The organism is Streptomyces sp. NPDC086147 (genome assembly GCF_040702165.1).
Taxonomy (GTDB): domain Bacteria; phylum Actinomycetota; class Actinomycetes; order Streptomycetales; family Streptomycetaceae; genus Streptomyces.
In genome coordinates this window covers 513,648-528,004 of record NZ_JBFBJO010000001.1, presented here as the reverse complement: position 1 = coordinate 528,004, position 14,357 = coordinate 513,648, and the positions used below count along the sequence as shown (strand labels likewise).

General features: G+C 73.3%; 16 protein-coding genes. 4 read left to right on the top strand and 12 right to left on the bottom strand.

The window, feature by feature from the left end:
* Positions 1 to 4 precede the first annotated feature (4 nt).
* The 4 genes from AB0398_RS02525 to AB0398_RS02510 form a co-directional block, all read right to left on the bottom strand.
* Positions 5 to 760: an AIM24 family protein gene (locus AB0398_RS02525; protein WP_366371736.1), complete on the bottom strand. Its 756-nt coding sequence runs from the start codon at positions 758 to 760 to the stop codon at positions 5 to 7.
* 19 nt (positions 761 to 779) lie between these two features.
* Positions 780 to 1,460: an AIM24 family protein gene (locus AB0398_RS02520; protein ID WP_366371735.1), complete on the bottom strand. Its 681-nt coding sequence runs from the start codon at positions 1,458 to 1,460 to the stop codon at positions 780 to 782.
* A 14-nt stretch (positions 1,461 to 1,474) separates the two neighbouring features.
* A complete protein-coding gene (locus AB0398_RS02515) occupies positions 1,475 to 3,085 on the bottom strand; it encodes a TerD family protein (RefSeq protein WP_366371733.1) in 1,611 nt (536 codons plus the stop codon).
* Between the two features lie 132 nt (positions 3,086 to 3,217).
* On the bottom strand, positions 3,218 to 3,829 hold the full coding sequence (locus tag AB0398_RS02510; protein WP_366371731.1) for a M48 family metallopeptidase: 612 nt from the start codon (positions 3,827 to 3,829) through the stop codon (positions 3,218 to 3,220).
* 250 nt (positions 3,830 to 4,079) lie between these two features.
* Here AB0398_RS02510 and AB0398_RS02505 point away from each other — a divergent pair, with 250 nt between their 5' ends.
* Complete coding sequence (locus AB0398_RS02505; RefSeq protein WP_366371729.1) at positions 4,080 to 5,300, top strand: TOMM precursor leader peptide-binding protein; 1,221 nt, start codon at positions 4,080 to 4,082, stop codon at positions 5,298 to 5,300.
* A 41-nt stretch (positions 5,301 to 5,341) separates the two neighbouring features.
* On the top strand, positions 5,342 to 6,775 hold the full coding sequence (locus tag AB0398_RS02500; RefSeq protein WP_366371727.1) for an AarF/ABC1/UbiB kinase family protein: 1,434 nt from the start codon (positions 5,342 to 5,344) through the stop codon (positions 6,773 to 6,775).
* 6 nt (positions 6,776 to 6,781) lie between these two features.
* On the opposite strand, the gene AB0398_RS02495 is transcribed toward AB0398_RS02500, so the two are convergent.
* The 5 genes from AB0398_RS02495 to AB0398_RS02475 form a co-directional block, all read right to left on the bottom strand.
* Positions 6,782 to 6,964 (bottom strand): hypothetical protein, encoded by a 183-nt coding sequence (locus AB0398_RS02495; protein ID WP_366371725.1) that lies wholly within the window; start codon positions 6,962 to 6,964, stop codon positions 6,782 to 6,784.
* A 107-nt stretch (positions 6,965 to 7,071) separates the two neighbouring features.
* Complete coding sequence (locus tag AB0398_RS02490) at positions 7,072 to 7,395, bottom strand: hypothetical protein (RefSeq protein WP_366371723.1); 324 nt, start codon at positions 7,393 to 7,395, stop codon at positions 7,072 to 7,074.
* On the bottom strand, positions 7,392 to 7,787 hold the full coding sequence (locus AB0398_RS02485; protein WP_366371721.1) for a WhiB family transcriptional regulator: 396 nt from the start codon (positions 7,785 to 7,787) through the stop codon (positions 7,392 to 7,394). The genes AB0398_RS02490 and AB0398_RS02485 overlap by 4 nt, the downstream gene beginning before the upstream one ends.
* Before the next feature lie 194 nt (positions 7,788 to 7,981).
* Positions 7,982 to 8,329, bottom strand: a complete 348-nt coding sequence (locus tag AB0398_RS02480; protein WP_366371719.1) for a hypothetical protein — start codon at positions 8,327 to 8,329, stop codon at positions 7,982 to 7,984.
* 172 nt (positions 8,330 to 8,501) lie between these two features.
* Entirely contained in the window at positions 8,502 to 10,685 is a 2,184-nt protein-coding gene (locus AB0398_RS02475) for an ATP-dependent DNA helicase UvrD2 (protein WP_366371718.1), read from the bottom strand.
* A 235-nt stretch (positions 10,686 to 10,920) separates the two neighbouring features.
* Between AB0398_RS02475 and AB0398_RS02470 the strand changes: the two genes are divergently transcribed.
* Positions 10,921 to 11,163 carry a mycoredoxin gene (locus AB0398_RS02470; RefSeq protein ID WP_366371716.1) on the top strand — a complete coding sequence of 81 codons (243 nt, stop codon included), beginning with the start codon at positions 10,921 to 10,923 and terminating at the stop codon, positions 11,161 to 11,163.
* A gap of 47 nt (positions 11,164 to 11,210) precedes the next feature.
* Here AB0398_RS02470 and AB0398_RS02465 read toward each other — a convergent pair whose 3' ends face one another.
* A complete protein-coding gene (locus tag AB0398_RS02465) occupies positions 11,211 to 11,381 on the bottom strand; it encodes a hypothetical protein (RefSeq protein ID WP_366371714.1) in 171 nt (56 codons plus the stop codon).
* Between the two features lie 29 nt (positions 11,382 to 11,410).
* Between AB0398_RS02465 and AB0398_RS02460 the strand changes: the two genes are divergently transcribed.
* Positions 11,411 to 11,815 (top strand): MerR family transcriptional regulator, encoded by a 405-nt coding sequence (locus AB0398_RS02460; protein ID WP_366371712.1) that lies wholly within the window; start codon positions 11,411 to 11,413, stop codon positions 11,813 to 11,815.
* Between the two features lie 54 nt (positions 11,816 to 11,869).
* Here the strand turns inward: AB0398_RS02460 and nudC are convergent, their stop codons facing one another.
* Together nudC and AB0398_RS02450 are read right to left on the bottom strand one after the other, a co-directional pair.
* Positions 11,870 to 12,781, bottom strand: a complete 912-nt coding sequence (gene nudC / locus AB0398_RS02455) for an NAD(+) diphosphatase (RefSeq protein WP_366372336.1) — start codon at positions 12,779 to 12,781, stop codon at positions 11,870 to 11,872.
* 154 nt (positions 12,782 to 12,935) lie between these two features.
* Complete coding sequence (locus AB0398_RS02450) at positions 12,936 to 14,354, bottom strand: dipeptidase (RefSeq protein WP_366371710.1); 1,419 nt, start codon at positions 14,352 to 14,354, stop codon at positions 12,936 to 12,938.
* Positions 14,355 to 14,357 lie beyond the last annotated feature (3 nt).

Here is a 14,357-nt window from a genome sequence, read left to right as displayed (position 1 = left end):
CTGCCTAGTTCCAGGCGTTGTTCTGGTTCTGGCCGTGGGCCCCGTGCTGTCCGGCCCCGTACTGGGCGGCGATGCCCTGGCCGATGGCCGCGTGCTGCGGGGGCATGACCTCGCTGGGCTGGACGAGGGCGAAGCCCTGTCCGAGGAAGCTGAGCTCCCAGCCCTCCCCGGTGTCGCCGCGCCGGCGGCGGACGCTGGAGTTGTGCGTCTGCGCCTGCATCTGGACGCGCAGCCCGGTGGACCAGGCGACGATCGCGTCCGCGTCGACGCTGACGTACTTCTCGGGCGTGACCTGCATCATCAGCGGCTGCCCGGAGGTCATCAGGGCGACCTTGCCGCGGCCGGAGATGTTGAGCTGGTACTTGCCGGAGCCGGAGACGCCGTACTGGCTGTCGACGGCGATGACCTCGGTGTGGAGGGTCGAGTCGAGCGCCAGGACGTAGGCGCTGTCGACGGTGAGGCCCTCCTGCTCGACCTCCACGACGTGGACGTACTGCGCGAGGTTGGCGAAGTAGACCGTGCCCTGCCCGGAGCAGCGCATCAGGTCGAGGCCCTCCCCGGTGCGGGCGCGGGCCCGCCGCTGGCTCGCGTTCTGGTACTCGCCGTCGAAGTCGACGAGGCCCTGGTAGGCGACCATGGCGCCCTTGCGGGCGAGGACGTCGTCCTGCCCCGTCAGGCTGACCCGCAGGAGCTGCGGGTTCTGGACGACGTACCGCTCCTGGCTCTGCTGCTCGGCGTGGTTGAAAAGCGGGCTCTGCATGGTGTGTTCTCGCTCCCCCTCAGCCCCGGACCCGCAGGCGGTCGGTGCTGTCCTCGCTCGGCTGTACGACGACGATGCCCTGGCCCGAGAAGGCCATCTGGTACGCCTCGCCGCTGCCCCGTCCGATGAGGGAGGAGGCCTTGAAGCTGCGCTTGCCCTTGACCTTGAGCGCGGGCGACCAGGCGACGAGCGCGTCCGGGTCGACGTACGTCTCGTCCTCGCCGCGGCCGCAGTCGACGACGATCGGGGTGCCGCGCGAGGTCAGCGCGACCCAGCCGGTGCCGGCGATCGTCACGTTGAACAGGCCCTGTCCGGCGAACTTGGCGAGGCCCTTGACCCGCTCGACGCCCCACTGGAGGTGCGCGTCGAAGGCGAGGAGGTTGGTGCCGTTGACCGACAGGGAGTCGTTGTTCAGGTTGATCACGACGACGTCGGCGCCGTAGTCGGCGAGGTAGAGCAGTCCGTCGCCGGAGCACTTCATGATCGGCGCGCCCTCGCCCGTGACCCACTGCTGTGCGTACTGGCGGACGGCGGGCGGGTTGGGCTCGTAAGTGATGAAGCCCTCGTAGGCGACCATCGAGCCCGACCGGGCGTAGAGGTCCTGGCCGCTCGCCATGGCGACCTTGAGCATGGCGCTGCCGTGGTTCTCCATCCGGGCCGCGACGGGGGTCGGGGCGTAGCCCGCGAGTTGCTGGTTCATGGCTTCGGGCTCCCTCAGACCTCGTAGGGCTGGACGACGATGAAGTTTCCGGGGGCGCCCCGGAACTGCAGGTTCACGGTCTCCCCGCTGTGGCCCGGGTAGGCGTTGCGGCGCAGGCGGACCTGGCTGGAGAGGACGACCTGGGAGGCCGACGACCAGGCGACGACGGCGTTGCAGTCGGCAAAGGTGGTCGGCGTGACCGGGAGGACCACGGGGATGCCGCGGGTCTTCACGACGACGGTGCCGCTGCCCTGGAACTGCATGGTGAACAGGGCGCCGCCGGGGATGCCGTGCCCCTCGATGCGGCGGATCTCGTACTGGAGGGTCTCGTCGAACGCGAGGACGTTCTCGGCGGAGACGCAGATCCCGTCGCCCTGGAGCTCGATCGGGTGCAGCTGGGCGCCCTCCTCGGCGAGGAAGACCTGGCCGCGGCCGGTGCAGCGCATGAGCTGCATCTCCTGGCCGGTGGCGTTGCCGACGATCCGGCCGGCGAAGCCCGCGCCCTTGTAGCCGAAGTCGACCTTGCCCTGGTACATGACCATGGAGCCCTGCCGGGCCAGGACGGGCGTGCCGCCCATGGCGAGGTCGACCCGCATGAGCTGCTGGTTCTGCGGGGTCCAGCGGGAGCCCGTGGGGGCCTCCTTGTACGGCGCGAGCGCGGCGGCGAGGCCCGCGCCGGCGGCGGGGGCGCCCTGGGGCACGCCCGCGTGCTGCTGACCGTAGGCGGGCGGCTGCTGGCCGTACGGGGGCGGGGTCTGCCCGTAGGGGGGCTGCTGGCCGTGGCCGGGGTACTGGCCCGGGGGCTGCCCGGGGACCTGGCCGTATGGCGGCGGCGTCTGCCCGTAGGGGGCGGGCGCCGGGGCCGGCGGGGGCACGGGGGCCGGGGCCAGGGGCGCGACCATCGTGGGCGCCGTGTGGACCGGAGCCGGCGGGGGCACGGGGGCCGGAGCGGGCGGGCCGGGCGGGGCGCCGAACGCGGGCGCGGGGGCCGGTGCGGGCGCGGGAGCCGGAGCGGCGAAGGCCGGGGGCGCCGCGGCCTGGGGCGGCGGGGCGAAGCCGGGGGCGGGCGCCTGCTGCTGCGGGGCGGCGGGCTCCTCCTCGGCGACCTCGCCGCCGAAGTTGCGCAGGAGCGCGTCCAGGCCTCCGTCGAAGCCCTGGCCGACGGCGGCGAACCGCCAGACGTCCTTGAGGTAGAAGTCGCCGAGCATCACCGCGCGCTCGGTGGAGAACTCCGCTCCGGTGAACGCGTACCGGGCGACCTCCTCGCCGCCGGCCACGATCCGCAGGTGGCCGGGGCCGACCTGGGACATCTGGCCCGCGCCGTCGATCGTGGCGGTGAAGGACAGCTTGTGGATGTGCGCCGGGATGCGGTCGAGGGTGACACGGAAGGACTCGGCGTCACCGGCCTGGGCGCCGAGCTGCTGGATGGACTCCTCGGGCGACTTCGGCTGGTTGAAGAAGACGAAGTAGCGGTCGTCCGAGAGCCGCTCGTCGGCGTCGAGGCCGAAGCAGCTGATGTCGAAAGTCAGTCCGGGCGCCGCGATCTGCACGCCCACGTACAGATCGGTCCCCGCGGTCAGATCGCTGATCTTGGCCTTGTGGCCGCGTTGGAATTCCCTGGCCATGCGTAACGACCGTCCCCCATCCCGAATGGCGAATGCTCGCGCCAGGCTAACCGCTGCGTACGACATTGAGACAGGCCAGGGTGTTTTCGGTACGGAATCGGGAAATCCGTGTGCCGCCGGGTGGCGGCGCCGTCACTCCTCGCGAGCGTCCGAAAGGTCCTGGTCGTCCGGGTGGCCGGGGTGGTCCGAGAGGTTCGGGAGGCGGTCGGCGGCGACCACGCCCTCCAGGTAGCCGCGGGCCCGCTCGGTGCGGGGGTAGGCCTCCAGGAGCCGCCAGAAGCGGGGGCCGTGGCCGGGCACGAGCAGATGGGCCAGCTCGTGCAGGAGGACGTAGTCGACGACGTACTCGGGCATGCCCTGGAGCCGGTGGGAGAGGCGGATGCTGCCCTCGGAGGGGGTGCAGGAGCCCCAGCGGGTGTTCTGGTTGGTCACCCAGCGAACCGAGTCCGGGCGGGCCCGGCCGCCGAAGTACTGGTCGGAGAGGCGCCGCGCCCGCTCGGTAAGCTCTCGGTCGCCGAGGACGCCGCGGCTCTCCTTGGCGGCGAGCTTCTCCAGCATGACGCCGACCCAGCGGCGCTCCTCCGCCTCCGACATGCGGGCGGGGATGAGCACGACGGTCCGGTCGCCCTCGCGGTAGGCCGAGACGGTCCTGCTCCGCCGCGCGCTCCTGCGGACCTCGACCTCGCTCGTCCCCGTACCGCGGGGCGGCTTGCTGGTCACGCTGCGTCGTGGGTCGGCGGGCACGGCCCTGACGTTACCCGCTGCCGGAGCCGTTTCGGGAACGGTCCGGCCGTGCCCCGCCCCATTTGAATGACTAATCCCCCGGCCTGTGGACAACTTTCGGCACGGGTCGCGGCGACGGGGCATTCTCACTTCCGGGCGACGGAAATCCGTTGTCGATCATGAATGCGGATCGTGCGTGCGGATCACGAGTACGGGGCAGGGGCGCGGGTCAGTGAGTGCGGGTCGAGTGAGTGCGGACGGGGGCGGGGAAATGCATCCGATGGTGAAACCGGCGCTGCGGCGGGCCTGGCGGAGCCTGCGGTGCGTCCAGTTCGGGATCACTCCGGCCCATGCCGTGGTGCTCGACCCGGTCGGTCCGGAGACGGAGGCGGTGCTCGGGCTGCTCGACGGGACGCGCGGGGTCGAGCTGCTGCGGGGCGAGGCTCGGGCGCTCGGTCTGCCGGACGGACGTCTCGACGCGCTCCTCGGCCGGCTGGAGTCGGCGGGGCTCCTCACCGACGCCGCGACGGGGCGGCCCGGGAGGGCGGGACCGGCCGCCGGGGCGGCGGACGCGGCCCTCGATCCGCTCCGGGCGGACCTGGCCTCCCTGTCCGTGGTCCACCCCGAGCCGGAGCGGGCGGCGGAGGTCCTGGCGGCCCGGCGGGCCCTGCGCGTCCAGGTCCGGGGCGCGGGGCGGGTGGGGGCGACGGTGGCGGCCCTGCTCGCCGCGGCGGGCGTGGGCCGGGTCGAGGTGCTGGACCCGGGCCGGGTCGAGCCCTGGGAGACGGCACCGGGCGGCCTGCCGCCCGAGTCCGTCGGCGAGCGGCGGGCGACGGCCGCCCGCCGCCTGGTCGGGCGCTGGTCACGGGGCGCGGCGCGCGCGGGCGGCCGGGGCGGAAGCGGGGCCGGGCCGGGCGGTCGGGGCGGAGCCGGGCCGGGCGGACGGACGGGGACGGGGCGTCGCGGGCCGGGTGAAGGAAGGGGCGGGGCCGGGGTTTCACTCGTGGTGGTGACGCCGAGGGACGGTCTCGGCGCGTACGTCCCCGACCCGCTCCCGGCCGAGCGGTGGGTCGCCACCGGCACCCCCCACCTGTACGCCGGGGTCGTCGAGGCCACGGGGACGGTCGGCCCGCTCGTGCTGCCGGGCGGCACGGCCTGCGCCCGCTGCCTCCAGGAGGAGCGGACGGACCGTGATCCGGTACGGCCCCGGCTGCTCGCCCAGTGGCGCTCCGGCGCCCCGCACCCGTTGCCGGCCTGCGACCTGGGGCTGGCCACGGCGGTGGCGGGGCTGGCCGCCGCGCACGCCCTCGCCTTCCTGGACGGGGACCTGCCGGCGAGCACGGGCGCCCGCTGGGAGGCGTCACTGCCGTTCCTGGAGTGGCGGGCGGAGCGGCTGAGGCCCCATCCCGCCTGCCCTTGCGGGGCGGCGCGCGGACGGGAGGGGGAACGGGCCTCGGCAGCGGAGGACAGGCACGACACAATGGCGGGGTAACGGCCCTGCGCGGCACTGCAGTCTGGGTTTTGGAGGGGCGCATGTCTGATCTTCCCCGGAAGGCGGTCACCCGGACCGCCAAGTTGGCCGCGTTGCCCCTGGGCTTCGCGGGCCGGGCCACCTGGGGCCTGGGCAAGCGGATCGGCGGCAGATCGGCGGAGATCGTCGCCCGCGAGCTCCAACAGCGCACGGCCGACCAGCTCTTCAAGGTGCTCGGGGAGTTGAAGGGAGGGGCGATGAAGTTCGGGCAGGCGCTCTCCGTCTTCGAGTCGGCCCTGCCGGAGGAGGTCGCCGGTCCGTACCGGGCGGCCCTGACGAAGCTCCAGGACGCGGCGCCGCCGATGCCGACGCGGACGGTGCACGCGGTCCTGGAGGAGCGCCTCGGTGCCGACTGGCGGGAGCTGTTCCTGGAGTTCGAGGACAAGCCGGCGGCCGCGGCCTCGATCGGGCAGGTGCACCGGGCCGTGTGGCACGACGGGCGCGAGGTCGCGGTCAAGGTGCAGTACCCGGGCGCCGGGGAGGCGCTGCTCTCGGACCTCACCCAGCTGAGCCGCTTCGCCCGGCTCCTCGGCCCGCTGGTCCCGGGCATGGACATCAAGCCGCTGATCGCCGAGATGCGGGACCGGGTCTCCGAGGAGCTGGACTACGGCCTGGAGGCGACGGCCCAGCGGAGGCACGCGGAGGAGTTCGCGGACGATCCGGACGTGGTGGTCCCGGCGGTGGTGCACCAGTCGGAACAGGTCCTGGTGACCGAGTGGATGGAGGGGCTTCCGCTCTCGGAGGTGATCGCGGACGGGACCCGGGAGCAGCGGGACCGGGCGGGCCAGCTCCTCGCCCGCTTCCTCTTCTCCGGCCCGGCGCGCACCGGTCTGCTGCACGCCGATCCGCACCCGGGGAACTTCCGGCTGCTGCCCGGGGCCGACGAGGGGACCGACGGGGAGGGGGACCCGGAGGGCTGGCGGCTCGGCGTCCTCGACTTCGGCACCGTGGACCGGCTGCCGGGCGGGCTGCCCGGGACGATCGGCACCTGTCTGCGGATGACGCTGGCCGGTGACGCCGAGACGGTCTACGACCTGCTGCGCGAGGAGGGCTTCGTCAAGGAGACCATCTCGCTCGATCCGGACGCGGTCCTGGAGTACCTGCTGCCGATCATCGAGCCGGCCGAGGCGGAGTCCTTCCTCTTCACCCGCTCCTGGATGCGCTCCCAGGCGGCCCGGATCGCCGACCCCCGCTCCCCCGCGAACCAGTTGGGCAAGCAGCTGAACCTGCCGCCCTCGTACCTGCTGATCCACCGGGTGACGCTGAGCACCATCGGAGTGCTGTGCCAGCTGAACGCGATGGTCCGCCTGCACGACGAACTGGTCGCATGGCTCCCGGGCTTCGCCGAGCCGGAGGCCGAAACCGAGACCGAGACCGAGACCGAGACCGAACCGGAGACCGAGCCGGAGGCCGAAACGGCGGTGGACACCCCCTAGGAACCGTCACCACCAGGAGGAGTCGAGTCTGCCCTCGATGGCGCGGAGGTTGGCCCGGGAGCACTCCTCGCAGAAGTAGACCCTGCGGTCGTCCTCCACCGAACAGGTCCAGGTCAGCGGCAGGGTGTCGGCGGTCCTGCCGCAGCGCGCGCAGGTGAAGGGCTCCTCGGGGGCACCGGCGTCGTTCACCCTCGCGACGATAGCCCGGCGGGGCGTCCGCGGTCCCGCACCACGCACCGCGGGGGCCGGTCCTGACGGACCGGCCCCCGCGACGGCGCCCCGGAGGGCGCGGGTTCTCAGTGCATGACGGCCATGGCCAGCGCGCGGCGGGCACGCAGCGAGACGCGCTCGGCGCGGCGCTGCATGCGCCGGGCGGCGACCAGGCGCACGGCCTGGCGTTCCGCCTCGGCCTCACGCTGTCGCTCGTGCATATGGGCACGAGCCAGGGCTTCGGGGATGAGTTGCATTTCACGGGTCCTGTTCTGACGCGCCACGGGAGCGGCGGCGGGGGAGAAGGCTGAGGTCGCGGAGCCGGCGGGCTCGCTGGTGGAAGAGGTCATCGGGGCCTGCTTCTGGGGATCGTGCGTGTGGGGGCGGTCGATGGTTCCGGTGGCATTCATGCCGAGACCGGGTTCTTGCGCGGACGGCCACGGGGCCGCTTCCGGGCAACGACCACGCCCTGGACGAAGAGCTCGCCGCCCCAGACGCCCCACGGCTCGCGCCGCTCCTTGGCGCCGGCGAGGCAGGCGGCCACGAGCGGGCAGGTCCGGCAGAGGGACTTCGCGTACTCCACGTCCGCCGGGGACTCCGCGAAGAAGACCTCGGGGTCGTAGGAGCGACAGGGGACGGGGACGCCGAGGTTCTCGATGGCGTCGTCGAGCGCGGTGAGCGCGGTGAGCGCGGTGAGCGCGGTGAGGGGGGCGAGGGGGGTCAAAGCGGGGTCCTCCGTGAGGCCGGGCTGGGGGATCGAATCGGAAAGCGGTACGGACGGGGCGTGCGCTTCGAGTTGCACGGTGTTCTTTCCTCGTCTGGTCGTTCCGGCCTGTTGGCCGGTGTTTCGGCTGGTACCGGGTGGTGTCTGTCCCGAGGCCCCTTCTCCCGCCCGTCCCCGTTCGGAGACGAACCGTCCCCGTTCGGGGACAAACAGAAGGGCCGCGGATCCCGGGTGGGGTTCCGCGGCCCTGAAGGCGCCTGCCTGATCCTGGATCAGGCTGGATCACTCCAGGGTTCGAGCCCACGGAAGGCCCACATCGTGTGGTGAATCGTCTGCTGCTGGGTGCCGGCACCGGTCGCCGCGAAGGCATAGGCCTTGGCCTTGCCCGCTGCTCCTGCTTCCAGTGCCTTGGTCGGTCGCTCATTGCGCAGGGCCACGGAGGCCCGAAGCTCTACGGCGGCGGGCATGCCGAGGCCGGAGAGACCGGTGGTAGGCAGACCGGTGCCGATGAACGACACGGCGGAGAGGCCGAGCGAGCAGGTGGAGACGACCGAGCGATCGGTCATTTTGGCGGTGCTGACGAAGCTGGCGGTGCTGGTCTGAATGGTGCTGCTGATCACTGGAATCGCCTCCTCTCGGCGTCTCGGAGGGCTCGGGTGCGAGCCGGACCCTCATGTTTATTTGGACAAGTACAGCACGAAGACAGGGCTTCGAAGAAGCCGCCGTTTCCGTGGTTAAGAACCTATGGGGCTTGACGGGGCGGGCGCAAACTATTTTTCCGACGAGTTTTCCTCAGTCCTCGCCGACCCCCGTCCCTCCCTCCTCACCTGCGCAGATGGCCAGGACGTCGGCTCCGAAGCGGTTCAGCTTGCGGGTGCCGACGCCGGCGATCGAGGCGAGCTCACCGCCGGTGGCGGGGACGCGTTCGGCGATCGCCATGAGCGTCTTGTCGGTGAAGACGCAATAGGCCGGCTGGCCGAGCTCGCCCGCCCGCTCGGCGCGCCAGTCGCGGAGCCGCTCGTACAGCCCCTCGTCCATGTCCGAGGGGCAGTCCTCACAGCGCATCAGCTTCATCGCGCCCGCCTCGGTGAGGGTCGTGCCGCAGACCCGGCAGCGGACGGGGCCGCGCGTCCGGCGCCGGCCGTCGGCGCTCCCCCGCTCGACCGAGCTCCGGACGCCGCCGCCCTGTCCGACGGTCCCGAGGGCGCCGGAGCCGGGGCGCAGGCCCTTGAGGAAGCGGGTGGGGCGGCGGGAGGGCCGGCCGCCCGGGGAGCGGGAGAGGGACCAGGAGAGCGTGAGGTGGACCCGGGCGCGGGTGACGCCGACGTACAGCAGGCGCCGCTCCTCCTCGACCTGCTCGTCGGTCTTGGCGTAGGTGATCGGCATCATGCCCTCGGTGAGGCCGACCAGGAAGACGGCGTCCCATTCGAGGCCCTTGGCCGCGTGCAGCGAGGCGAGGGTGACGCCCTGGACGGTCGGGGCGTGCTGGGCGGCGGCCCGCTCGTCGAGCTCGGCGACCAGGTCGGAGAGGGTGGCACCCGGCCTGGCGCGGGCGAAGTCCTCGGCCAGCCGGACGAGGGCGGCGAGGGACTCCCAGCGGTCGCGGACGGCGCCGGAGCCCGCGGGCGGCTCGGTGGTCCAGCCCTTGGTGGAGAGGACCGCCCTGACCTGGGCGGGCAGGTCCTCGGCGTCGTCGAGGAGGGAGTCGTTGCCCCCGGCGCGGGCCGCGCCGCGCAGGGCGATGCCCGCCTCCCGGACCTCCTGGCGCTCGAAGAAGCGCTCGGCGCCGCGGAGCTGGTAGGGCACTCCTGCGTCGGCGAGGGCCTGCTCGTAGACCTCGGACTGGGCGTTGATCCGGTAGAGGACGGCGATCTCTCCGGCCGGGACGCCGGCGGCGACGAGGTCGCGGACGCGGCGGGCGGTGCCCTCGGCCTCGGCGGGCTCGTCGGCGTACTCGGTGTGGACCGGCTCGGGGCCCGGGTCGCGCTGGGAGATCAGCTCCAGGCGGTGCTCGGCGGCCCGGCCGCGGGCCTGGGAGAGCAGACCGTTGGCCAGGTGGACGACCTGGGGGGTGGAGCGGTAGTCGCGGACCAGCTTGACCACGGTGGCGCCGGGGTGCCGGGTGCGGAAGTTCAGCAGGTGGTCGGGGGTGGCGCCGGTGAAGGAGTAGATCGTCTGGCTGGCGTCGCCGACCACGCAGAGGCTGTCGCGGTCGCCGAGCCACAGGTCGAGCAGCCGCTGCTGGAGCGGGGAGACGTCCTGGTACTCGTCCACCACGAAGTGCTGGTACTGGCGGCGGACCTGGTCGGCGATGTCGTGCCGGTCCTGGAGGATGCCGACGGTGAGCAGCAGCACGTCCTCGAAGTCGATCACCGAGCGGTCGCGCTTGAGCTGCTCGTACGTGGCGTAGATCTGGCCGATCTCAGCCGGGTCGCGGGGGGCGTCCCGGTGGGACTTGGCGACGACGGCCGGGTAGTCGGCGGGGACGGTCTGGGTGACCTTGGCCCACTCGATCTCGCCGGTGACGTCCCGCAGCTCGTTCCGGTCGAGCCGGATACGGCAGCGGGCGGCGGCCTCGGCGACGAGCTGGACCTTCCGCTCCAGGAGCCGGGGCAGCTCGCCACCGACTGCTTTCGGCCAGAAGAACTGGAGCTGGCGGAGGGCCGCGGAGTGGAAGGTGCGGGCCTGGACGCCGCCCGCGCCGAGCTGCCGGAGGCGGCCGCGCATCTCGCCCGCGGCGCGGTTGGTGAAGGTGACGGCGAGCACGCCGGCGGGCTGGAGCACGCCCGCCCGCACCCCGTACGCGATCCGGTGCGTGATGGCCCGCGTCTTGCCCGTGCCGGCTCCCGCCAGCACGCACACCGGGCCGCCCAGGGCGAGCGCGACCTCGCGCTGCTCGGGGTCGAGCCCGTCGAGCACCGCGTCGGCCGTCTCCGGGACCCGGGGGAAGAGAGTGGAGTGCGTCGCTGCTGTCACCCCGCCATGCTGCCAGGTCGCGCGGGGCCGGTGCGCCGGGTTGTCCACAGGGGGGAGGCGCCGGTCATACGAATTCCGGGGCGGAGGGGCCGGGCCCCCGGCCGGCCCGGAAGCGGCCCGGAAGCGGTCCGGCACCGGCCCGGGACCGGTTCCGGGAATGGGACGGACAGGGCGTACGTTCTCCTTCTCGGACCCGTCAGCGAACGCAAGCGAAGAACCAGAGGAGCGTCTGGCCATGCAGGGCACTGTGACGATGTACAGCACCACGTGGTGCGGCTACTGCCGTCGGCTGAAGAGCCAGATGGAGCGCGAGGGCATCGCGTACACGGAGATCAACATCGAGCAGGACCCGGACTCGGCGGCGTTCGTCGAGAAGGCCAACGGCGGCAACCAGACCGTGCCGACCGTGCTCTTCCCTGACGGCTCCACCCTGACGAACCCGAGCCTCGCGCAGGTCAAGCAGAAGATCGGCGCCTGATCGATTTTCGGCCACTGCGGCCGCCGCTCGCGTCACGCCCCCTTCGGTCACACCCGACCGGAGGGGGCGTTCTCGTGTTCCGGGGCCTCCGGGCGCTCCGACGGCTCCGACGACCCGTCCGCGAGGGTCGGGTAGTCGGTGCAGCCGTTCTCGCCGCCCGTGTACATCAGGCCCTCCTCGCGGACGGGGTTGATCGCGTCGGCGACGGCCCGGACCACCTCGACGGTGAGGCGGATCCGCCCGGCGTGTGGATCGGCTCGGGGAGGGCGACCGGCTCGGTGAACTCGCCCGGCGCAGCGGGGTGAGCGAGAGGTCGCTGCGCTACTACGAGACGCAGGGCCTCCTGGCGTCCGAGCGCACGCCGGGAGGGCAGCGCGTCTTCGGCGCATGGGCGGTGGACCGCGTCATCCGCGTCCAGGCGCTGTACGCGGCCGGGCTCACCAGCGGGAAGATCGCGCTGCTGCTGCCCTGCATGCGGGACGCGGACGGGGCGGCGAGCGAGATCGCCACGCCCCGGCTCGTCGACGAGCTGAACGCGGAGCGCGACCGCATCGACCGTACGATCGCGGACCGGGTGCGCTCCCGCGATGTCCTGGACGAGGTCATCTCCACGGCCGCCGCCTCCCTCGCGGGGGAGGCGGTCCGCTCCTGACCGGCCCGAGTCCGGGTCCCGGAGCGGAGTCCGGGCCCGGGCGGGCCGGGCGGGTCAGAGCACGTCGCCCGGCTTCGGGAGCGGCCTGCCGTACCAGCGCTCGACCAGGCGGGAGGCGATCGAGATGCCGTACGGGGGGACGACCTCGCCGGTCTCGAAGGCGGCGGCCAGCTCCTCGCGGGAGAACCAGCGGGCCTCGTGGATCTCCTCCCCGTCCACGGTGATCTCCGAGGAGGTGGCGCGGGCGAAGAAGCCCAGCATCAGGCTGGACGGGAAGGGCCAGGGCTGGCTGGCGACGTACTCGACCTCGCCGACCGTGACGCCCGCCTCCTCGAAGACCTCGCGGACCACCGACTGCTCGATGGACTCGCCCGGCTCGACGAAGCCGGCGAGGGTCGAGAAGCGGCCCTCCGGCCAGTGGACCTGGCGGCCGAGCAGGGCCCGGTCCCGGTCGTCCGTGACGAGCATGATCACCGCGGGGTCGGTGCGCGGGTAATGCTCGGCGCCGCAGGCCTGGCAGCGGCGGATGTGTCCGGCCGCGGCGATGACCGTGCGCTCGCCGCAGCGCGAGCAGAAGCGGTGGAGGCGCTGCCAGTTCTCCAGGGCCACGGCGTGCACCATCAGGGCGGTGTCCCGGTCGGAGAGCAGCAGCCCGGCCTCGCGCAGTCCGGCGGGGCGGGCGGACTGGTCCATGCGGCCGGGCAGGGAGTCCTTCTGGAGCGCGAAGTAGGAGACCCCGTCCGCGTCCGTGCCCAGGAAGTAGCGGTGGGTCTCGGTGACCGGGGCCTCGAACGCCGGGGTCATGACGAGTTCGGTGGTGCCGTCGGGCCGGTCGTCGATCAGCACCTGGCCGCCGGAGACCACGAAGACCCGGGTCGTGGGGTGGCTCCAGGCCGCCGCGAGCCACGCCTCGTCGAGGCGGTGGTGGGCGGCGCGGTCGACGCCGCTCGGGGCGGTGAGCGAGATCGGGCGGTCCGCCGGGGCGCCCGCCGGGAACGGGGAGCCCGGGGCGTCCGGGGAGCCCGGGGCGTTCTCCGGGGCCGACGTGTCGTTCAGGGCCGGCGCGTTCTTCAAGGTGCTCACAGGTTGCTTCCAACTCCCCCGGTTCGGTGTGGTGGGTTCAGCGCTCGGCGGCCTGGAGGGCGACGGGCAGGTCGCCCCAGAGATGAGCGGTCGTCTCGACGCCCTTCATGAGGAGATCGAGCTCGATCTTCTCGTTCGGGGCGTGCCAGCCGTCGGACGGGACGGAGATGCCGAGGAACAGGACGGGTGCCTCCAGGACGTCCTGGAGGTCGGCGGCCGGACCCGAGCCGCCCTCGCGGGTGTAGCGGACCTCGGCGCCGTCGAAGGCCCGGCTCATGGCCCCGGCCACCGCCTTCAGGGCGGGGTGTCCGAGGGGGGTGAGGCAGGGGCGGGTCGGGGCGCCGAAGACGATCCCGTACCGGATCCCGGCCGGGACGAGTCCGGCGAGCCAGTCCCGTACCGCGAGTTCGATCTTGGCCGGGTCCTGGCCGGCGACGAGCCGGAAGGAGAGCTTGAGGTGGGCGGAGGCGGGGACGATCGTCTTGCCGCCGGGGCCCTGGTAGCCGCCGCCGATGCCGTTGACCTCGGCGGTGGGGCGGGCCCAGACCCGCTCCAGGGTGGAGAAGCCGGCCTCGCCCAGGGTGGCGTGGGACTTGGCGGTGCGCAGCCAGGCCGCCTCGTCGAAGGGCAGCTCGGCGACGAGGGCCCGCTCGGTGTCGGTGAGCTCGGTCACGCCGTCGTAGAAGCCGGGGATCGCCACGCGCTCGTCGGCGTCGTGGAGGGCGGCGACGATCCGGCCGGCGACGGTGGCCGGGTTCGGCACGGCGCCGCCGAAGGAGCCGGAGTGGACGTCCTGGTCGGGGCCGTACAGCTCGATCTCGCAGTCCGCGACCCCGCGCATGCCGGTGCAGACGGTGGGGGTGGTCTCGGACCACATGCCGGTGTCGGAGACGATCACGGCGTCGGCGGCGAGCCGCTCCGCGCGGGCCTCGACCAGCTCGCGGAAGTGCGGGGAGCCGGACTCCTCCTCGCCCTCGATCAGCAGCTTGAGGTGGACGGCGGGGGCCGTGCGGCCGGTGGCGGCGAGGTGGGCGCGGACGCCGAGGGTGTGGAAGAAGACCTGGCCCTTGTCGTCGGCCGCCCCGCGCGCGTACATCCGGCCGTCGACCACGGTCGGCTCGAACGGGTCCGTGTGCCAGCCGTCCTCGCGGGCGGCGGGCTGCACGTCGTGGTGGCCGTAGACGAGGACGGCCGGGGCGCCCGGGTCGTCCGAGGGCCACTCCGCGAACACGGCGGGGGCGCCGGCGGTCTCCCAGACCTCGACCGTCGTGAAGCCGGTCTCCGTGAGCTTGGCGGCGAGCCAGTCGGCGCTGCGCCGCACGTCACCGGCCCGCTCGGGCTGCGCCGAGACGGACGGGATGCGCAGCCACTCGGCGAGGTCGCCGAGGAAGGCGGCGCGGTGCCGCTCGACGTACGTGCGCACTGCGTGGACGGCGCTGTCCGGGGTCTCGCTCATACA

Excerpts from the sequence above, each read along its gene's own strand:
- AB0398_RS02525 (WP_366371736.1), bottom strand. The coding sequence starts at position 760 with ATGCAGAGCCCGCTTTTCAACCACGCCGAGCAGCAGAGCCAGGAGCGG.
- AB0398_RS02520 (WP_366371735.1), bottom strand. The coding sequence starts at position 1,460 with ATGAACCAGCAACTCGCGGGCTACGCCCCGACCCCCGTCGCGGCCCGG.
- AB0398_RS02515 (WP_366371733.1), bottom strand. The coding sequence starts at position 3,085 with ATGGCCAGGGAATTCCAACGCGGCCACAAGGCCAAGATCAGCGATCTG.
- AB0398_RS02505 (WP_366371729.1), top strand. The coding sequence starts at position 4,080 with ATGCATCCGATGGTGAAACCGGCGCTGCGGCGGGCCTGGCGGAGCCTG.
- AB0398_RS02500 (WP_366371727.1), top strand. The coding sequence starts at position 5,342 with ATGTCTGATCTTCCCCGGAAGGCGGTCACCCGGACCGCCAAGTTGGCC.
- AB0398_RS02490 (WP_366371723.1), bottom strand. The coding sequence starts at position 7,395 with ATGAATGCCACCGGAACCATCGACCGCCCCCACACGCACGATCCCCAG.
- AB0398_RS02470 (WP_366371716.1), top strand. The coding sequence starts at position 10,921 with ATGCAGGGCACTGTGACGATGTACAGCACCACGTGGTGCGGCTACTGC.
- AB0398_RS02450 (WP_366371710.1), bottom strand. The coding sequence starts at position 14,354 with ATGAGCGAGACCCCGGACAGCGCCGTCCACGCAGTGCGCACGTACGTC.